We start from the raw sequence: 19097 nt of genomic DNA on the forward strand, positions 1-19097 counted from the left end.
CCCGTGCCCCGCGTGCCCCGCGCCGGACCGATACGGCCTACCCGGCCGGATCGGAGCGCCTGCGCCCCAGGAGCTCGGCCAGACCGCGTCGGGTCGCCGCGAGGACCACCCGGTCCTCGCTCCGCAGCACATAGCCGGGCGGCAGGTCCCAGATCAGGCCCGAGAAACGATCGGGCCCGTCCTGCTCCGGATCGGCCGTCTGGCTCCGTCCGGCGGGCGCCGCAGTGTCCAGGGCGAGCACCCGCCAGGCCCCCGCCCGGAAGGCCTCGGACACCGTGCGCCCCTCCAGTCGCGGATGGCCGGCCACATCCACCGCAGCGAACAGCAGCACCCGGCGCTCCACCGGGATCGCCCCCAGGATCTGCCGCCCCAGCATCGCTCCCGCGAACGCGGGCGCCGCCAGATGCGACACACTGCGGCTGCGGGTCAGGGCGTGGGGGTGCGCGGCGCGCAGGGTGCGGTAGACGGCGGTCGCGAAGTCGTCGTCGTACAGCCGCAGCACCACCCGGAGATCGGGCCGCAGGGAGCGTGCGTACAGGGCGGCTTCCAGATTCGTGGTGTCGGCGCTGGTCAGCGCGAGCAGTGAATGCGCTCGGTGGATCTTGGCGGCCTCCAGGACGCCCTCCTGTGTGACGTCCCCGAGCACGACCGGCACCCGCAGCCGCCGTGCCGTGGCGAGTCCGCGCGCCTCCGGATCGCCTTCCACGCACACCACGGGGATCTTCAGTTCCCGCAGCCGGGTCATGACCCGCGTGCCGATCTTGCCGACGCCGAGCAGGACCACATGCCCGGACAGCCCGCGCGGCGGCTTACGGAACGCCGACCCGCTGCGGAAGGTGCCGAGCGCCTCCAGCACGGCCGCCAGCAGCACCGGCAGCAACAGCAACCCCACCAGCCCGGACAGCAGTTGCAGGATCTGCCGGCCGACGGGCTCACCGATGGCCGGATCGTCGATCGCGAACAGGTCGAGCAACGTCAAGTAGGTGGCTCGCAGCGGGCGTTCGCCGGTGACGGCCATCGAGGCGACCGCCAGGGCCACCACACATCCCACCAGACCCGCGAACGACCAGCGCAGCCGCCGCGACAGCAGCGAGCCCAGCGGGACGACACTCCGCCCGGAGGCCAGCGCGGGCCCCGCGTAGGAGACCGCCTCCAGGACGACGGTTCCGCGCCCTGCGGCCTCCGCGACGGACCCTTCGTCGGGCAGGAGTTGGGGACCCTGGTCTCCGCTCTCCTCGGAACCCTCGGACCCGGCGGGGTCGTTGGTGGTCGTGGAGAGCAGTGCCAGGGTGCACAGTCCGGGGTCGGAGGCCTGACCCGGCTCGGACGGCGGGCGTTCGACGGCCCGCAGCATCAGCCCGTCGGCATGCACGACCTTCGTGGTGCCGGCGACGGCGGTCGCGGCCAGCGCGGGCGCGGCGGTGTCGGCGTCGGACAGGACGGTCGTGGACGCGTCGAACGCCCCGGTCCCCACGTCGGCTCCGCCCGAGGCCAATGCGGCGGCCTGGTCGAGGAGCGCCTCGATGTGCTGTCCGAGCCGCCGGTTGTAGAGACGCAGGACGAGCCGCAGCCGCGGGTTGAGACGGCGGGCGGTGAGAGCGGCACGGATATTGGTCTCGTCGTCGTCATAGACGAGGGCCAGCGCCGTCGCCCGCTCCACCCCGGCCTCGGCGAGCACGGCCTCGGACGCCTCGGCGGCCTCCAACAGCCGTACGGCACCCGCCGCTTCGGCCGTGCGACCGCCGCCGGCCCAGTCGGCGCGTCCGTCCGCACCACCGACGCCGATGCCGATGCCGTTGCCCGTCGCACGGGTGACGGCGGCGGAGACCCGGTCGAACAGCGCCGAGGCCCGGATGCGGCCCACCATCGGCTCCCGGGCGACCCGTTCGGAGGGCGGGACGACGAGCGTCACCTGCTCCCGGTACACCCCGCGCAACTCGGCTGCCAGCCGGTGCGCGAGCCCGTCGTCCCCGCACACCACCATGTGCGCGAGGATGTCACTCGACCCGGTCTGCTGCGGAACGCCTGCCACGAGGAGCAAGACTGCCCTATCGAGGGAGCCGGTTCCACAGTTGTAGGTGGAGGTGTGGGAGCGGTTCCGGGGCGGGCTTGTCGGCCGAGCCCTCGGCGGGAGAGACTTCTACAGTTCTGTAGATCCGCGCGACAGTCCGGCCCTCGGCTGTCCCCCCACGACCGCCCTGGGAGCAAGCCTGATGTTCGGCATGAGTGAGCTGGCCGTGATCCTCCTTGTGGTGATCGTGCTGGTCGGGATGAAGAAGCTCCCGGAACTGATGCGTGCGGCGGGCAAGGCGACACGGATCCTCAAGAGCGAGATGAAGGCGCTCAACGAGAAGGACGCCAAGGCGCATCAGCGTCAGCATCACACGAGCCGTGCCGCGCGGGGGACGACGGCGAAGCAGCACAAGCCCAGCGGCCGTTCCTGAGAGCGGAGCCGGTGGGGCGCCCCTGTCACGGCGCCCCCGTCCCCCGGACGGAGCAAGTCCTTCGCGTGACCCCGCAGTCCGGGCGGAGCGCGGCTCGCCGACGCCCCCTCGGTGAAGAGCGGGGCAGGAGCCCCTGGGCCATACTCGGCTGTGCGCCTCGACCGTCTCGGACGTCTCGACCGTGTCCACGGACGGGCGCACGTCCGACATCCGGCACCTCGCTGACCCGGTCGGGGGCACCATGGCAGTGGAGATTCCGCCCTTGGTGAGCCCCTCCCGGCTCAGACGCCGAGGCGGTCTGTTCGGCGAGTGCCTGGCGGAATTCCTCGGCACGCTCGTCCTCGTCGCCTTCGGGTGCGGCGCGGTGGCCATGGCGGTCGCCGCGCTGCCGGGATCGGGCCGTACGGCGGGACCCATCACCTTCTTCCTCGGCTCCGGCGACTGGCTTCTGGTCACCTGGGGCTGGGCCATGGCCGTGACCTTCGGCGTCTATGTGGCCGGCGGCATCAGCGGCGCCCATATCAACCCGGCCGTCACGCTCGCCTTCGCGGTGCGCCGCCGCTTCCCCTGGACCAGGGTCCTTCCGTACATGGCGGCGCAACTGGTCGGCGCGTTCGCCGGGGCCGCACTGGTGTACGGCGTCTACCACGACGCGATCAACACCTTCGACCAGGCCATGAAGGGGCCGAAGACGAACGGGCACACCCTCGCCTCCTTCTCCATCTTCGGAACGTTCCCCGCGCCGTACTTCCACGGCGGGGTGTGGGGCCCGCTCGTGGACCAGATCGTCGGTACGGCGTTCCTGGTGATGTTCGTGGTGGCCCTCATCGACCTGCGCAACACGGGGGTGAAGGCCAACCTCGGGCCGTTGCTGACCGGCTTGGCGGTCGCCGCCGTCGGCATGTCGTACGGCGCGAACGCCGGCTATGCCATCAACCCCGCCCGGGACCTCGGCCCACGCCTGCTCACCTGGCTGGCGGGCTGGGGGGCCCTGGCGATGCCCGGCACCCAGGCCGGCTCCTTCAGCAACTACTTCTGGATCCCCATCGTCGGACCCCTCGTGGGCGGCGTGATCGGGGTCCTCGTCTACGACCTCTTCATCGGGGACGTCCTGCACATCCGGGCCCAGCTGGCCGAGCCCCCGGAGTCCGGCCTGACCCGCCCGGTGGACTGACCTCCCCTGCTTCCCGCCGCTCTCCTCGCGATCGGCGGCCCCGCACGCCGGAGTCCGGCTCGACTTCCGGCCGGGTCCGAAACGCGAGATCCTGGGGAGGCGTCGACCGCCGACCAGCGGAAAGACGTGGGCCGGAGCGCAGCTCACGCTGGGTGAAGCGGGGTGCGCATACGGTCCTGACGAAAGGAGGCCGGACGATGACCCACCCGTCGGACCGTGACCGCACAAGGGCGACAGCACCGCCGCGGCTCCCCGGCCGGAGCGCGACCAGACGCAGAGTGAGCACCGTTGCCGCCGTGGCGGTGGTGCTCCTGGCGAGCTGTGGCACGGGCGCCCCCAGGACGGCCCCGCACGCCAGCGGCCCCACCGTTCCCCTCGCCCCGTCCACCACCCCCGCCTCGCCCTCGTCCCCGGCCTCCCCTTCGCTCCTCGCCCCGCACCCCACCGCCGCCACCGCCTGCACCAACACCACGAAGCTGGCCGGATGGTCGAACCGCAGCCTGGCCATGCTGACCATCGCCGTCCCGGTGTCGGAGACCTCGGTGTCCGATGTCACCTCCGAGGTGAGCGCCGGAGCGGGCGGGGTGCTGCTGTTCGGCAGCAAGGCGCCGGCCGACCTCGGCTCCCGGCTGACCGCCCTGAAGTCCCATGTGCCGGGCCACCGGGGCCTGCTGGTGATGACCGACGAGGAGGGCGGCGGCATACAGCGCATGGCGAACCTCGTCGGATCGCTGCCCTGGGCCTCGTACATGGGGGCGCATTGGACCCCCGCCCAGATCCAGCAGAACGTCACCAAGGTCGCCACCAGGATGGCGGCCGCCCAGGTGAACATGAACCTCGCACCGGTGGTCGACGTCGACGGCAGGAACGTGGCCCCCAGCAAGACCAACCCCGACGGATGGCGGTCCTTCAGCGGCAACACCTCGGTGGTCTCCAAGGCCGGTGTCGCATACATGAACGGGATGCGGGCCGGAAACGTGATACCCGTCGTCAAGCACTTCCCGGGCCTCGGCGGCTCCACCTACAACTCCGACTTCGGCCCCGCCCGCACCCTGCCCTGGTCCACCTTGCAGAAGGTGGGCATCCCACCGTTCGCCGCGGCCATCAAGGCCGGCGCCCCGGCCATCATGGTCTCCAACAACATCGTGCCGGGCCTGAGCACCGCTCCGGCGAGCCTGTCGCCCACCGTCATCAATTCCGAGCTGCGCGGCAAGCTGGGCTTCAAGGGGCTGGTGGTCACCGACTCGCTCAGCGCCAAGGCGATCTCCGCCGCGGGCTACAGCGTCCCCACCGCCGCCGTCCAGGCCCTGCGCTCCGGTGCCGACATGGTCATGTTCGACCTGGGCGGCAACGTCAACTCACGGACGTCCTCGATCGCCTCGGCCATCACCAAGGCGGTCACCGACGGCCACCTCCCCCGCAGCCGCCTCATCGACGCGGCGGCACATGTCCTGGCCGTCCGCCACGTGAACCTCTGCTCCTGACCGCCTGCCCCTGACCGCCGACCGGTCACGGCGGTCCCCGGGCTGCCCGGCACGAGCGGCGACCCGCGCTACGGCGCACCGAAGGCGGCGCCAGGCGGCTCCCGGGCGGCTCCCGGGCGGTTCCCGTACGAGGACCCGAAGTTCCCCGTATCGGCCGCCCATGCGCGGTACCCGCAGGCGACTGGAGGATCCAGGTCGACCGGCTCGGTCGCAAGCCGCCCACCCTGCATCCGCCGGCAGACGAGCCCTTCCCGCGTCGACGCCGCTTGCCGACGCCCGCTGATCTCTTCGCACGTCGGATGCCATATTCTCCATGGACGAGCGGTGCCGGGGGGTACCGCTCAAGGTCTCTCAGGGGGGAGTCACCGTGCTCGTATTGTCATGCCTGCTTCTTCTCGCCGCCTTGGTGATGTACTTCATCGCCCGCGCCCAAGACTCGCTCCGGCTTCGGCTGGGTGCCGGCGCCGCACTGCTCGGCAGTGTGCTCTGTGGCATCGCCAGCACCGTGTACGTCGTCAGCGCCTATGAGGTCGGCGTGCCGGTGACGTTCGGCAAGGTGGGTGCGCCGATGACGTCCGGGTTGCAGCTGAAGGCGCCGTTCACCGATGTCACGACCTTCTCGACCCGTCCGGTCGACCTCAACCTCTCCGACAAGGACGTCGTCGAGGTGCGGTCCTCGCAGGGGGGTGTGATGTACGCGGAGGTGACCGTGAAGTGGGCGGTCATACCTGACAAGGCGGGGGAGCTGTACCGGCTGGCAGGGAGCGAGGACGCCATTCAGCAGCGACTGGTCTTCCCGGACAGCCGCGAGATCGTCCGCAATGTCTTCGCCCGCTACACCAGCGAGCAGGGGTATGCGTCGGCCCGAGAGAAGATCAATGCGGAGATCGACAAGTTGATCAAGGAGCGACTCGCGCCCCGCGGTATCGACATCACCGCCGTGAACCTCCGTAACGTCAAGCCTTCGGACGCCCTCCAGAAGCAGATCGACCGCAAGATCCAGCAGAAGGAGGCCACCGAGCGGGCCGCTGAGGCGACCCGCACGGCGGAAGAGGAGGCCAAGCGCCGCAAGATCGAGGCCGAGGGCATCGCCCGCGCCAACAAGATCCTCAACGACTCTCTGACCGACAAGGTTCTGACGAACCAGTGCATCGACGCGTACCGGGAAGCGGCCAAGGAGAACCCGGTCTACGCCGTGCCCTGCGGCTCGGGCAACGGCACCCCGGTCATCGTGGGCGGCAACGGCCGGAACTGATTTCCCGTGCGGGCCGAGCCGGCACATCGTGCTCGGCCCGCGCACCTCTGTGGCAGCCCGTCACGAGGCGTGCGACCCGGCCGACGCCGAACTGCGCATCACCAGACGGCCGGGAGAGCCATCAACAGCACCAGCAGGACGCGCGAGATCAGCATCATCGCCACATGTGTGAGCAGGGACCGCCCCAACCCCAACACGGCGAGGACCAGCAGCCTGACCCCCAGCCACCCGACGTACAGTTCGCCGGCGGTGTGCCAGGCGGCCGTTTCCTCTGCACGGGTGATCGGCTCAGCGCCGACCACTCCGACGGCCACGGAGACCGTCCTGTCCGCCAGTCGTGCCTGCGTCCGCGGGCCTATCGCGCTCATGAGCCCGGAAACCTATCCGCTCTCGTAACGGCCCCCCGGCCCGGCCGGCTTGAGCCTTTGCCGTGCGTACGCCATTCCCGCGCAGTGACCGGGGCGGACGCCGCGGGAGCTGTGGCACCAGGTCAGGCGGCGGTCGGGCGTGGGCTGCCGTGGAAGACCTGGTCGGTGTGCCAGGAGCGGTGGGCTGCCGCGACGGGAGGGATGCCGGGTTGAGGGCCTATGAGCGGACGGCCCGCGAGTGCTGTGACATGCTCGCGGGCAGCCTGGCTGCGGCCTACGAACCGCTGCGAGACCAGGATGCGATGGCCGTCGCCTATGCCGAGAACGCCCTTGTCGAAGAGCTTGTGGTGCAGTGAGCACAGGCACAGTCCGTTGTCGACGTCGTCCGGGCCGTCGAACGCCCACCAGCGCACATGGGCGGCCTCCAGCCCGACGGGCGCCGTGCCGATCATGCCGTCGTAGCCGCAGAAGGCGCACTGGTACTCGTACGCGGTCAGCACCATCTCCCGCATCCGCGGATCCCGCTGCCGCCTCGCGGGCGCTGCCAGCGCGTCTGTCTCCGCCGACTCCAGCTCCAGGCCGACCGCGTCGCACAGGTCCTGGTGCAACGACGGCGGAAAGTGCAGATCCAGCAGCACCCTCGCCATGCGGCCCAACAGCGACGGTTCCCGCCGTAGCGCCAGCCGCAGGTCCGGGGCCAGCCGCCCCGTGGCCCCGCTGGCCCGCAGCTCCCGTACACCCGTCCCGGGGCTGCCGATGCCCCGATCGGTCCGCACCTCCCACACCTCGTCGCTGACCAGGTGGTGGAAGGGATAAGCGGGCGTGGTCCCGCGCGCCGGGCCGTACTCCGCCAGCAGTTGCTTCAGATCTGCCTCCACCGCGCTGTACGGCATCTCGTCCGCGGCATCCGCCTGAAAACGGCCCAGCGCGTACAGCAGCAGCAACGGCTTGTGCGGCGCCCGTACCCCGTCCCGACTCCACTGCCTCAACTTCGCGGCACGCTCCAGCCAATCCATGACCGTGATCGTAGTGATGCTTGGCCGTACGCCTTGCTGTCCGGGCTCGTCTCTGAGGCTGCTGTGCCGTGGAGGTCGTTCGCTCCCAAATCACTCCCAGAATAGGGTCACAAAGCACATCAGGCCCGGTGCTGATCTCTCAGCACCGGGCCTGACCTGATGTTTGGCCCCCTGGACTGTCAGAGGTGACAGCTCATCTGATCCACGACAGGGCTACCAACAAGGCCGTTGAGCAGCACAGTCAGCGACGTGCTGAGCGTAGTGAATGCCGATGGAACGACCGAGACCGGCTCCGTGATCGACGACATCGTCCGCGAGGGGGCGAGGCGGATGCCGGCCGCCGCCCTGGAAGCTGAAGTCAACGCCCATATAGCCGAGTCGGCCGAAGAGCGTGACGAGTGCGGGCGCCGTCTGGTGGTCCGCAACGGCTATCACCAGCCGAGGGACGTGACGACCGCGGCCTGGGTGGTCGAGGTGAAGGCCCCGCGGGTGAACGACAAGCGCATCGGCGAGGCGACCGGCGAGCGCAAGCGGTTCTCCTCGGTGATCCTGCCGCCGTACAGACGCGGCAGCGCGTAGGGAGGAGCGGCGGCCGGGGCACCTGGTTTTCGGGGCCATCGGGGCTGCCCCGACCTGGCGTCAACCGTTCGGTGGAGCTCGAGCGCAGCTCGAACGCCAGACCCGAATGACACGCCGCCAGGCCCGAACTCCCCTTACATCACTTTTCGTGCACGAGTAATCACAATGAGTGATTAATGGTGAGGTGGCCTGTCCCACTGACGGAAGGCCGCCTCACCCCAAGCCAGCACGTCGGGAGACATCAGTGACCAGTCATCACGCTCCACAACACCCCCTCACCGGAGTGGAGGCAGAGCGAAGCCGAGCCCGCGTAGGCATCGGTGCTCGTGTGCAGCGGCGGTGGGCAGGAGTCGTGGCGGGACTGTGCGCGGCACTGGCCGGAACCGCGCTGACGCCCGCGACCGCCGCACCGGCCGTCGCCCCAGCGACAGTACGAGGAACCGACCCATCGTCCACCTTCAGCTTCACCGGGGCCCCGCAGACCTTCGCCGTCCCCACGAACGCGGTCGTCACCATCACCGCGGATGGTGCTGGTGGCGCCGACAACGACACCACCAGCACCCCCTGCGGCTTCACCGGGTCCGGGGGGACGGGGGCACGCGTCGTCACCACGCTGCCGGTGACCACCGCCCCGACGACCTACACCATCAACGTCGGCGGCACCGGCAGCGCCGGCTGCAACGGGGCCGGGGCCGGCGGCTACAGCGGCGGCGCCCCAGGCGGCACCTCGAGCCAACCCACCGGCCAATTCCGGAGAGGTTCCGGGGGAGGCGGGGCATCCAGCGTCAGTACCGGCACCAGCCTCCTCGTCGTCGCCGGCGGCGGCGGTGCCGCCGGCGGCGCCCCGTTCGCCGGCACGATCGCGGGGGGCAACGGGGGCAACGGCGGCACACCGGACGCCACCGCCGGAACCACCGGAGCGTTCGACAGCGGTGGTTCGCCGGGATCCGGCGGGCAAGGCGGCAACACCACCACCATGGCCGTCGGCGCCGGCGGTACGCCGGCCACCCCGACCGGAGGCTGTACGCCCGTCGCAGGTAACCCGGGAAGCAGCTTCACCGGCACCACGGTCGGCACCGGCGGCACCGGCGGCAACAACACCGGTGGCAACTGCGTGGCCGCCGGGGCCGGAGGAGGCGGAGGCGGCGGGTACTACGCCGGCGGCGGAGGCGGCGCCGCCACCCCCGGCACCAGCGGCCTCGGCCGTGCGGGTGGTGGCGGTGGCGGCGGAGGAAGCAGCTTCGCCACCGCGACGGGCACCGGGACGAGCTACACGGCCTCGGCGATCGGGACGGCGAACAAGAGCGGTCAGGTGATCATCTCCTACACGGTGGTCACCCCCTCCTTGACCATCACCAAGACCCACACCGGGAAGTTCGTCCAGGGCAAGCAGGGGATCTACACCATCAGGGTCGCCAACAGCGGGCCGGGCGTCACCGACGGCAGCACGGTCACCGTGCACGACACCCTTCCGCGCGGACTCACCGCCCGCAGCATCACCGGCACCGGATGGAACTGCCACCGGACCACCCTCACCTGCACCCGCAGCGACGTCCTGACACCAGGCAGCAGCTACCCGCCCATCACCCTCAAGGTCAACGTCTCTTGCGGCTGCGACACACACCACAAGATCAAGAACAAGGCCACCGTCAAGGGAGGCGGCGACACCACCACCCACACCGCCACCGACCCCACCACCGTCAAACGCAACAAACACTGTCACCGCGCCGGGCACGACCCCAGGTGAGCGATCGGTCGCGGCTGCTACGACAGCGACGAGAGCAACAGAACCCGACGGGGCGGCGCTCCGGCCGTTGACGCAGTTCAGCGCCCGAGTGCGCCATAACGGCTGGTAACGGTAAAGAGAGTGTGGAATGTGTGCCTGCCTCCCGCCCGGAGGAGCGAAGCGACGACGGGTGCTTGATGGAAGTAGGGAAGGTTCTGCCGCTCGTGCAGCGTCGGTTCTCAAGAGCACTGCGAGAGGGCCCACACCTTGGTACGGGCCCTCTCGCATCGTCCGAGCTGCTTACTCGGGGCCACGACCTCTTCGTCCCGAACGCGATCAACCCCCTCATGGCCTCGGGGAGGCGAGCCTGGCCAGCTCATTCGTCTCCGGAGCAGTCCAGTGCTGTCCGGGAGCGTCTTCGTGCGGCTGCCTCGCTTGGCCCCCTGTTTGGCCCCCATCCCGTATGACCGCCGCGTCTGGGGCGCGGGAGCGCGCCCGACCATGGCCGACCGCTCAACGTGGCCCCGGTGGGCGCTAGGGCCACCGACCCCTCATGGACCGGGCCGGGTCTCTGACCTGCGGCCGTGTCATCGATCGGCGCTGCGACCTGCGACTTAGCCACCTCACCGGCACGCACACCACAGCCCGGCACCGAACTGATCCGCCCTCCTGGCGCCAGCCATTCGATGGAACCCGAGCCCAGCTCAAACACCAGACCTGTATGACACGTCGCCAGGTCGGACACACTCCTCATCTAGTCACTTATCGTGCGGATCGGATCACGGTGAGTGATCCATGGGCTGTGCCCCGCTGGGCTCCCGCACGGCGGAAAGAGGCCTCACCCCAAGCCAGGAAGTCAGGAGACACCGGTGATCAGACATCACGCCCCACAACCACCCCCCTCTGAAGCGGGGACGAGACGAGGCCAAGCCCGCACAGGCGTCGGCACTCGTCAGCAGTGGCTGCGGGCAGGGGCGGTGGCAGGACTGTGCGTGGCGCTGTCCGGCACCGCACTGACCCCCGCGACCGCCGTACCGACGGGGGCCAGGCCGGCCACCGACCCGGTGCGGACACGAGGGACCGACCCGTCCTTCACCTTCAACTTCACCGGAGGCTCGCAGAGCCTCACCGTGCCGGCGAACGCGACCGTCACCATCACCGCCGACGGCGCCGGCGGCGCGGACAACACCGGCACCGCCTGTTCCGTCACGGGGACTGGCGGGACGGGGGCGCGGGTGGTGACCACGCTCCCGCAAACCGCCTCGCCTACGACCTACACCGTCAACGTCGGCGGTACCGGCGGCAAGGGCTGCAACGGCACCGGGGTGGGGGGTGCCGGCGGGTTCAACGGCGGCGCCCCAGGCGGGGCCTTCCCGGCCAGTGGTTTTCAGTTCGAAGGTCCGGGCGGGGGTGGCGCGTCCAGCGTCAGCGCGGGCGGCTCCTTGCTGGCGGTCGCCGGGGGCGGCGGTGCCGCCGGCGGCACCGGAGCAGGCTCTCCAGGGGGGAACGGGGGCAACGGAAGCAACGGTACGACGGCGGATGCCACCGCCGGTACCACGGGAAGTGCCACCGGCCCTGGGGCTTCACCAGGGCAGGGCGGGGGCGGCGGCAGCACCAGCACCAGCACCGGGGGTACCCCCGGTACCGCCGGCACCGGCACGAATTGTGCCGCCACGAACGGCGGGGTGGGAGGCGGGTTCTCCGGTACCACGGTCGGTACCGGCGGCACCGGAGGCAGCATCGGCGCCGGCTGCGCCCTCACCCTCATCGGGGCCGGTGGGGGCGGTGGCGGCGGGTACTTCGCTGGCGGGGGCGGCGGCAGCGCCACCGTCGACAACCGCGGCACCTCGGGGAGTGGAGGCGGAGGTGGTGGGGGCAGCAGCTTCGCCACCCCCACAGGTACCGGCACAAGCTACGCGCTGTCCACGATCGGGACGGCGAACAACAACGGCCAGGTGACCATCTCCTACACCCTGCCCCCGCCCACTCTGGCCATCGCCAAAACCCACACCGGCAACTTCACCCAAGGAAAACAGGGCACCTACACCATCACCGTCCGCAACACCGGCCTTGGCCCCACCGACGGCAGCACCGTCACCGTGCGCGACAAGCTCCCGCGCGGACTCACCGCCCGCAGCATCACCGGCACCGGATGGAAATGCGTCCGGGCCACCCTCACCTGCACCCGCAGCAACGTCCTGGCACCGGGCGACAGCTACCCGCCCATCACCCTGAAGGTCAAGGTCGCCTGCGACTGCGAGACACACCGGAAGATCACGAACACCGCATCCGTCAGCGGAGGCGGCGACATCCACACGCACACCGTCACCGACCGCACCACTGTCAAACGCAACAAGCACTGTCACCGCGCCGGGCACGACCCCAGGTGAGTGATCGGTCGCGGCTGGTACGACAGCGGCGAAAGCAGCAGAACGCGACGGAGCGGCGCTCCGGCCGTTGACGCAGTTCAGCGCCCGAGTGCGCCATAAGTGATCGCAGCTTCCCAAGCTGAGGTTCCAGGTATGCCGGCGCATACAGCAGCGTGGGCGGAGCGGGCCGGAGGCAGGAGCGGAGCCGTGAGCGCGCCCGGCGGAGCGGAGCGCAGCCGGGTGCCTTGATGAGGGCGGGGAAAGTCCTGGTCTCGCCGGTGACGGCTTTACGGCCAGCTAGCCAGCGCCTCCCCCGCCTCCGCGTCTACCAGGACAATGTGCGCACCCGGGCAGACTGCCGTACTCGCCAACCCACGACCGGAACTTGCGGTTTGCCACGGCGCGGTCTCTCCACCAGCCGTGCATGAGCGGCCGGCCAGCGATGGTCAGGGTCGGGTGGCAGCGCTGCTCATCCACGGCGGTGCCACCCTGACACTCTCGGGCCGCCGTTCACTGCTACGCCCTGGCGGACGGTGCGGAGATGCTCGAATCCCTGACGAAGGTAGGGACAAGGCCGCGCGGAACGTCGCGCTGCTCGTCACCGCGCCAGAAGGACGGCCGGAACGTCCGAGTAAGGCACTGAACTTGAAGGAGGCGGAAGCTGTGCTCGCCTCCGCTCGCCCGTCGCGGCTTTACGCCTACCTCGTGCTCTCGCTCCTCAGCGGCGCAACGTAACCGCCCGCGAGGCTTGATCAGAATCCTTTGGCCCCCTGTTTGACCCCCCGAGCACGACAGAGGGCACATACTCATGTGAGTACGTGCCCTCTGACCAGCGTCGGGGTGGCGGGATTTGAACCCACGACCTCTTCGTCCCGAACGAAGCGCGCTGCCAAGCTGCGCCACACCCCGATGTCGCTGCTTGTCGCGGCGACGTCGTTTACTTTAGCCCACTGGTGGCCGGAGGCGAAATCCGGTTTTGGCGTGGTGGCGGGTCGGGTCCGGGCGGATGTGGTCGAGCGCGACCAGGAGGACGGCCAGGGCGAAGAAGGCCAGGCCGAGGAGGAGTGCGTTGGCCAGGACGCTGCGGTAGCCGAGCCGGCCCACGTCCAGGAACGGGTAGAGGTAGCGGTCCCTCACGTCCGGCGGGATCAGTTCGCCGCGGAGCAGGGAGACGGCCAGGTAGGCCATGGGGTACAGCAGCCATGTCCTCGCGTGCCGCAGGCTCAGGGGGGCCGGGCGGGTGATCAGCAGCCAGTCCAGCAGTGCCGCGGCCGGGGTGAGGGTGTAGAGCACCCGGTCGGCGAGCGCGAGCCAGCCCGTGGGTGGGGTGTTCTGACCGGTCATCGAGAAGGGGCCGGGTTCGTTCACCACGAGCACATGGAAGACCAGGCCGCCGAGCAGGACGTAGAACAGCGTGCCGCCGGTGACCAGGGGTGACAACGGGCGCTGGGCCGTCCAGGCCCGCCATGCGGAGAGCGCGAAGACCACGGCGACGAGCACATTGCTCTGGACGGCGAAGTAGGTCAGCACCCGGACCGGGCTGCCGGCGAGCAGGTAGACGGCCACCGCCGCCGCGGCCGTCAGCGCCACCAGCAGGCGGTAGGCGGCCGCCACCGGACGGTACGCCGGAGCCATCACGGCGGCAGCCGGGACGACCGACGGCCTGAGCGTCGGTCGTCCCGGGACCGCCGGGAGGTCCGGGATCTCCTTGGGTATCGGCGACGTCATGCCCTCACGCTAAGCGGATGGGGCAGATCGGGCGATATGGGTGGTCCGGAGGGGTTACGGGGCGGAGGGCGTCGGGGGACGAAGAAGCCCGGGGACCGCGGGGTGGGTGTCGCGGTCCCTCCCGGTCGTCACCGGTCCCTGGCCGTCAGCGTCAGCAGCGTCGCTTCCGGCGGGCAGGCGAACCGTACCGGCGTGTAGCGGTTCGTCCCGCAGCCCGCCGAGACATGCAGATACGACGTCCGCCCCTCCGCCGTGTGCCGTGACAGGCCCTTCACCCGGTCGGTGTCCAGGTCGCAGTTGGTGACCAGGGCGCCGTAGAAGGGGATGCACAGCTGGCCGCCGTGTGTGTGGCCCGCCAGGACCAGGGGGTAGCCGTCCGCGGTGAAGGCGTCCAGGCTGCGCAGATAGGGGGCGTGGACCACGCCCATCGAGAGGTCCGCCGAGGAGGACGGGCCGCCCGCCACACGTGCGTAGCGGTCGCGCTTGATGTGCGGGTCGTCCAGGCCGGTCAGCTCGATCTCCAGACCGTCGACCTTCAGCGTCCCCCGGGTGTTCGTCAGGTTGAGCCAGCCCGCCGCGTCGAAGCCGTCCCGCAGCTCCTCCCAGGGGTTGTGGATGGCGCCGACCACGGGAGCGTTGCCGTTCAGACCGTGGTGGCCCCTCACCTTCTCCACCAAGTAGAGGGCCGGGTTGCGCAGTTTGGGGCCGTAGTAGTCGTTCGAGCCGAAGACATACGCCCCCGGGAACTCCATCAGCGGACCCAGCGCGTCCAGCACCTCCGGTACGCCCTCCGGGTCGGAGAGGTTGTCCCCGGTGTTGATCACGAAGTCCGGGCGCAGGCCCGCCAGCGAGCGCAGCCAGCGCTGCTTCTTGCGCTGTCCGCTCACCATGTGGATGTCGGAGACCTGGAGGACGCGGAGGGGACGTGCTCCCGGGGGCAGCACCGGGACCGTCACCCGTCGCAGCCGGAAGGAACGGACCTCGAACCCGGCCGAGTACAGCACTCCGGCGGCGGCCACCGCCGTGATTCCCAGGGGTACTCCGTATAGCGCGCGCATACGACCATCGTGTCAGAACAGGAGGGGCCCTCGACGCACCTGTGGACAACCTCGGACCGTCGTCGCCCTGCGCGGGGGAGCGTACGGAACACCCCGCGGACCCTGCGAAATCAACGGGCGATCGCCCCGGCACACCTGCGAGAATCGGAGCATGACCACGCTCAAGTCGAAGCTGCACGAAGACCTCAACGCCGCGATCAAGGGGCGCGACGAGCTCCGCTCCTCGACGCTCCGGCTGACGCTCGCCGCGATCACCAAGGAGGAGGTCGCGGGCAAGGAGAAGCGCGAGCTCTCCGACGAGGAGGTCACCAAGGTGATCACCCGCGAGGCGAAGAAGCGTCGCGAGGCCGCCGACGCCTTTGCGCAGGGCGGGCGCGCCGAGCAGGCCGAGCGGGAGCGGGCGGAGGGCGAGGTGCTCGCCGCGTACCTGCCCAAGCCGCTGTCCGACGACGAGCTGCGCGGGATCGTCGCCCAGGCCGTCGAGGAGGCGAAGGCGGCCGGTGCCGAGGGGCCGCGCGCCATGGGCCAGGTCATGAAGATCGTGAACCCGAAGGTGGCCGGCCAGGCCGAGGGCGGCCGGGTAGCCGCCGTGGTGAAGCAGCTTCTCGCGGGCGGCTGACCGGCTCATCGCGCTGTGTACGACAGCGGGGCGCCCCTGGTGGGGGCGCCCCGTCGTCGTGCGGTCGATGGGACCCGAGAGGGGTCCTGGGGTGCGGGCTAGCCCGTCACCCCGCCGGTGCCGTTGCCGTCTCCCCCGTTTCCGTTCCCCTGGATCCAGCCTTCGGGCAGGGGGAAGGAAGGCGCCGGGTCCGTACCGCCGGTGGTCTCCCCGGTGGTGGTTCCCCCGATGCTCACGCCGCCGTTGGTCTGCAGGCCGTTGCCGTTCCCGTTGCCCCGGCCAGGACCATGGCCGCGGCCGTGGCCGAACCTGTTTCCGTTCTGGTTCCCGTCTCCGTCGCCCGGGTCCTTGTTCTTGTCCTCGTCGGCCTTGCCGGGGGCGACGGGGTCGGGGATGTTGACGAGGTTGAAGGACGGGGCGGGCTTGCCGGAGAGGGCTCCGGCCATCGCGTCCCGCCAGATCGGGCCCGGTACCTGGCCGCCGTAGACGAGGGGGTTGAAGACGCCGCCGATAGTGATGTCGATCATCTTGACCTTCTGGGTGGCGCTGCCGACCCACACCGCGCCCGACAGGTTCGGCGTGTAGCCGACGAACCACGCGTTCTTGCGCTCGTCCGTCGTACCCGTCTTACCCGCGTTGTCGCGGTCGGAGAGGCCGGCCTGGGTGCCCGTTCCGGAGTCGACCACGCCCCGCAGTAGCGTGTTGACGGTGTCCGCGGTCTTCTCGGACATGGCCCGCGTGCAGGCCGACTTCGGCACCGCGAGTGATTTCTGCTGTTCGCCGATCTTCTGCGTGATCGACTCGATGGCGATCGGTGTGCAGTACGTGCCCCGGGAGGCGAAGGCGGCGTACGCGGACGCCATCGTCAGCGGGGAGACACCTTTGGAGCCGAGCGAGATCGCGGGCACTTCGGGCAGCTTGTCGCCGTCGCCCTGGACCACGTGCAGTTTGTCGATGGTCTGCATCACCGGGCAGAGGCCGATGTCGGCGACCATCTGCACGAAGTAGGTGTTGACCGACTTGGCCATCGCCTCCTTCATCTGGTACGGCCCGACCTCCGACTTGCTCTCATTCGGCACGGTCTCGTGGTCCTGGTTGATCCAGGGCTTGCCGCTGCACGTCTGAACGGGGTCGGGGTACGGCATCTCGTACGGCGACGAGTACTCCTGCGTCGGCGGCCTGCCCTGTTCCAGCGCCGCCGCCGCCACGAACGGCTTGAATGTCGACCCGGTCGGGAAGCCGAAGTTCGAGCCGCCCCGGTCGTTGCCGACCGAGTAGTTGATCTCGGTCTCGTTCTTCCCGTAGCCGTACGGCTTGGACTGGCCCATCGCGACGATCTTGCCGGTGCCGGGCTCCACCAGCACAGCTGCCGCCGCGACCGAGTCGGATTGGTAGACGTGCTTCTTCAGCGAGGCCTGCACGGATTCCTGGGACTGAGGATCCAGCGTCGTACGGATGGTCAGGCCGCCCTGGTTCCAGACCTTGGCCCGCTGCTGGCGGGTCTTGCCGAACACCGGGTCGTTCAGGAACACCTCGCGGACGTAGTCGCAGAAGAAGCCCGCGCCCTTGACGGCGGTGATGCAGCCGTTCTTCGGCTGGCTCACGTGCAGCCCGAGGTCCGTCTTCTTGGCCTTGTCGGCCTCGGCCTGCGTGATGTCGTGCACCTGGGCCATGCGTTGCAGCACCACGTTGCGCCGCTTCAGGGCCTCCGCCTCGTGGTTCACCGGGTCGTACCCCGTGGGCGACTGGACGAGGCCCGCGAGCAGTGCGGCCTCCGGGAGGCTCAGGTCCTTGGCGTGCTTGGAGAAGTAGCGCTGGGAGGCCGCCTCGACGCCGTACGCCTGCTGCCCGAAGAACGTGATGTTCAGATAGTTCTCGAGGATCTTCTCCTTGCCGAGCTTCTCCTCGAGCTGGATGGCGTACTTCAGCTCGCGGATCTTGCGGCCGACGGTCTGCTGGGTGGCCTGGGCGACCTTCGTCGGGTCGTCGCCGGCCTCCTCCACGAAGTAGTTCTTCACCAGCTGCTGGGTGAGCGTGGAGGCACCCTGGGCCACCCCGCCGTTCTGCGCGTTCTGGTTCAACGCACGCAGGACGCCCTTGAGGTCGATCGCGCCGTGCTCGTAGAAGCGCGAGTCCTCGATGGCGACCAGCGCCTTCCGCATGTACGGCGATATGTCCTCGAGCTCGACCACCGTGCGGTCGCGCGAGTAGACCGTGGCGATCTCACCGCCCTGGCTGTCCAGGATCGTGGTTCGTTGGCTCAACTGGGGGCTCTTCAGGTCGGACGGGATCTCGTCGAATCCCTGCACCGTGCCCTTGGCCGCGAGTCCGAGCGCGCCTGCGGCGGGCATCGCGATGCCGGCCATCACCGCCCCCGCGAGCACACTCACTCCGACGAACTTGGCGGCCTGCTGCACAGGGGACTGCCCCCCGCCCGAGCGCTTCTTTGGCATGGGGGCAGCCTACGTTCTCATTCGCCGGACACGCGTCCAGGCCTTGGCCTAAGCTGAGCCCAACTGTCACGGCAGTAGGGCCATGTATCAAGTACGTCCGGCGACCCCGAATCGTTCCGACGTTCCCTCGATATTTTTCCGGATGCGTGCCCGAATTCGCCTTGTGTGTCAGTAGACATCCGTTATGACCCGACTGAACTGTCGTGGTCTGTCCGGAACATCACGCATGTCGTCAGCTCACTCCCCTGGGTGATCTGCCGCTTACCCATAGTCCGTTCGGGCCATTCAAGATTGGGCCCGAAGGGGGTGTTGCGCTGTGCCCGCCTTCCGTAACGTCCTCAACTGGCGGCGGTGAATATGCCGCTGCCGCCGTGGGGGAGCCTCGATTCGGGAGAGGACGGCGCCGGTATGGGCTGGGTAACCGACTGGAGTGCGCAGGCGGCCTGCCGCACTACCGATCCGGATGAACTGTTCGTTCAAGGAGCAGCGCAGAACAGGGCCAAGGCGGTGTGCACCGGATGCCCGGTACGCACGGAGTGCCTGGCCGACGCGCTCGACAACCGCGTCGAGTTCGGCGTGTGGGGTGGAATGACCGAGCGCGAGCGTCGCGCCTTGCTGCGCAGGCGGCCGACCGTCACCTCGTGGCGGCGCCTGCTGGAGACCGCGCGTATGGAGTACGAGCGCGGAGCGGGTCTGCTGCCCCTGGACGAGGAAGAAGCGTACGAGAACTACGCAGCGGTGAGCTGAGGGTGGACCGCTCCCCGGAGCGGTTGTCCGCCGCTGCCGGTCGTGGGCGGTTGCGGACGTCGCATATGCAGGGTGCC

Annotated in this window: 14 protein-coding genes, 1 tRNA gene and 2 pseudogenes; 9 read left to right on the forward strand and 8 right to left on the reverse strand. The window is 69.8% G+C overall.

Translation table 11 applies throughout. The annotated features are described in order from the left end of the window. Positions 1-37: 37 nt before the first annotated feature. Entirely contained in the window at positions 38-1984 is a 1947-nt protein-coding gene (locus CP978_RS18475; protein ID WP_043442429.1) for an NAD(P)-binding protein, read from the reverse strand. A gap of 238 nt (positions 1985-2222) precedes the next feature. On the opposite strand from CP978_RS18475, the gene CP978_RS18480 reads away from it, so the two are divergent. The 4 genes from CP978_RS18480 to CP978_RS18500 all read left to right on the forward strand — a co-directional run bounded on the left by CP978_RS18480 (position 2223) and on the right by CP978_RS18500 (position 6357). Beyond that, positions 2223-2444: a twin-arginine translocase TatA/TatE family subunit gene (locus CP978_RS18480; protein WP_311775019.1), complete on the forward strand. Its 222-nt coding sequence runs from the start codon at positions 2223-2225 to the stop codon at positions 2442-2444. A gap of 241 nt (positions 2445-2685) precedes the next feature. Beyond that, complete coding sequence (locus CP978_RS18485) at positions 2686-3618, forward strand: MIP/aquaporin family protein (protein ID WP_043448910.1); 933 nt, start codon at positions 2686-2688, stop codon at positions 3616-3618. A gap of 278 nt (positions 3619-3896) precedes the next feature. Then, the gene (locus CP978_RS18495; RefSeq protein ID WP_158508339.1) at positions 3897-5102 is read left to right on the forward strand and encodes a glycoside hydrolase family 3 N-terminal domain-containing protein; all 1206 of its coding nucleotides are present in this window, start codon (positions 3897-3899) and stop codon (positions 5100-5102) included. Between the two features lie 367 nt (positions 5103-5469). Further along, positions 5470-6357, forward strand: coding sequence for a prohibitin family protein (locus CP978_RS18500; protein ID WP_043442437.1), 888 nt, complete (start codon positions 5470-5472; stop codon positions 6355-6357). Between the two features lie 98 nt (positions 6358-6455). On the opposite strand, the gene CP978_RS18505 is transcribed toward CP978_RS18500, so the two are convergent. Beyond that, on the reverse strand, positions 6456-6725 hold the full coding sequence (locus tag CP978_RS18505) for a hypothetical protein (RefSeq protein WP_043442440.1): 270 nt from the start codon (positions 6723-6725) through the stop codon (positions 6456-6458). A gap of 122 nt (positions 6726-6847) precedes the next feature. Further along, positions 6848-7741, reverse strand: a complete 894-nt coding sequence (locus tag CP978_RS18510) for a phosphorothioated DNA-binding restriction endonuclease (RefSeq protein WP_043442442.1) — start codon at positions 7739-7741, stop codon at positions 6848-6850. A 249-nt stretch (positions 7742-7990) separates the two neighbouring features. Here CP978_RS18510 and CP978_RS18515 point away from each other — a divergent pair. From CP978_RS18515 to CP978_RS36110, 3 genes and pseudogenes are all read left to right on the forward strand, one after another. Beyond that, a pseudogene (locus CP978_RS18515) lies at positions 7991-8314 on the forward strand (transposase); the annotation flags it as partial. A gap of 358 nt (positions 8315-8672) precedes the next feature. Then, positions 8673-10067 (forward strand): DUF11 domain-containing protein, encoded by a 1395-nt coding sequence (locus CP978_RS36105; protein ID WP_052454174.1) that lies wholly within the window; start codon positions 8673-8675, stop codon positions 10065-10067. A 956-nt stretch (positions 10068-11023) separates the two neighbouring features. Next, on the forward strand, positions 11024-12436 hold the full coding sequence (locus CP978_RS36110) for a DUF11 domain-containing protein (protein ID WP_144401464.1): 1413 nt from the start codon (positions 11024-11026) through the stop codon (positions 12434-12436). Between the two features lie 463 nt (positions 12437-12899). Here the strand turns inward: CP978_RS36110 and CP978_RS35715 are convergent. The 4 genes and pseudogenes from CP978_RS35715 to CP978_RS18545 all read right to left on the reverse strand — a co-directional run. Beyond that, positions 12900-12980: pseudogene (locus tag CP978_RS35715) on the reverse strand (GNAT family N-acetyltransferase); the annotation flags it as partial. A gap of 270 nt (positions 12981-13250) precedes the next feature. After that, positions 13251-13324 (reverse strand) — tRNA-Pro (locus tag CP978_RS18535). 33 nt (positions 13325-13357) lie between these two features. Further along, positions 13358-14143, reverse strand: a complete 786-nt coding sequence (locus CP978_RS18540) for a Pr6Pr family membrane protein (RefSeq protein ID WP_043442446.1) — start codon at positions 14141-14143, stop codon at positions 13358-13360. A gap of 128 nt (positions 14144-14271) precedes the next feature. Next, positions 14272-15201 carry a metallophosphoesterase gene (locus CP978_RS18545; protein WP_043442447.1) on the reverse strand — a complete coding sequence of 310 codons (930 nt, stop codon included), beginning with the start codon at positions 15199-15201 and terminating at the stop codon, positions 14272-14274. 151 nt (positions 15202-15352) lie between these two features. Between CP978_RS18545 and CP978_RS18550 the strand changes: the two genes are divergently transcribed. Continuing rightward, positions 15353-15820, forward strand: a complete 468-nt coding sequence (locus CP978_RS18550; protein ID WP_043442450.1) for a GatB/YqeY domain-containing protein — start codon at positions 15353-15355, stop codon at positions 15818-15820. Positions 15821-15918: 98 nt separating this feature from the next. Here the strand turns inward: CP978_RS18550 and CP978_RS18555 are convergent, their stop codons facing one another. After that, positions 15919-18273, reverse strand: coding sequence for a transglycosylase domain-containing protein (locus tag CP978_RS18555; RefSeq protein WP_043442452.1), 2355 nt, complete (start codon positions 18271-18273; stop codon positions 15919-15921). 408 nt (positions 18274-18681) lie between these two features. Between CP978_RS18555 and CP978_RS18565 the strand changes: the two genes are divergently transcribed. Beyond that, positions 18682-19020: a WhiB family transcriptional regulator gene (locus CP978_RS18565; RefSeq protein WP_043442454.1), complete on the forward strand. Its 339-nt coding sequence runs from the start codon at positions 18682-18684 to the stop codon at positions 19018-19020. Positions 19021-19097: the final 77 nt, after the last annotated feature.

It is taken from the genome of Streptomyces nodosus, from assembly GCF_008704995.1.
In the GTDB taxonomy this organism is placed as follows: Bacteria; Actinomycetota; Actinomycetes; order Streptomycetales; family Streptomycetaceae; genus Streptomyces; species Streptomyces nodosus.

Coding starts and splice junctions, on each gene's coding strand:
- CP978_RS18475 (WP_043442429.1), bottom strand. CDS start 1,984: ATGGTGGTGTGCGGGGACGACGGGCTCGCGCACCGGCTGGCAGCCGAG.
- CP978_RS18480 (WP_311775019.1), top strand. CDS start 2,223: ATGAGTGAGCTGGCCGTGATCCTCCTTGTGGTGATCGTGCTGGTCGGG.
- CP978_RS18485 (WP_043448910.1), top strand. CDS start 2,686: ATGGCAGTGGAGATTCCGCCCTTGGTGAGCCCCTCCCGGCTCAGACGC.
- CP978_RS18505 (WP_043442440.1), bottom strand. CDS start 6,725: ATGAGCGCGATAGGCCCGCGGACGCAGGCACGACTGGCGGACAGGACG.
- CP978_RS18510 (WP_043442442.1), bottom strand. CDS start 7,741: ATGGATTGGCTGGAGCGTGCCGCGAAGTTGAGGCAGTGGAGTCGGGAC.
- CP978_RS18540 (WP_043442446.1), bottom strand. CDS start 14,143: ATGACGTCGCCGATACCCAAGGAGATCCCGGACCTCCCGGCGGTCCCG.
- CP978_RS18545 (WP_043442447.1), bottom strand. CDS start 15,201: ATGCGCGCGCTATACGGAGTACCCCTGGGAATCACGGCGGTGGCCGCC.
- CP978_RS18550 (WP_043442450.1), top strand. CDS start 15,353: ATGACCACGCTCAAGTCGAAGCTGCACGAAGACCTCAACGCCGCGATC.
- CP978_RS18555 (WP_043442452.1), bottom strand. CDS start 18,273: ATGCCAAAGAAGCGCTCGGGCGGGGGGCAGTCCCCTGTGCAGCAGGCC.
- CP978_RS18565 (WP_043442454.1), top strand. CDS start 18,682: ATGGGCTGGGTAACCGACTGGAGTGCGCAGGCGGCCTGCCGCACTACC.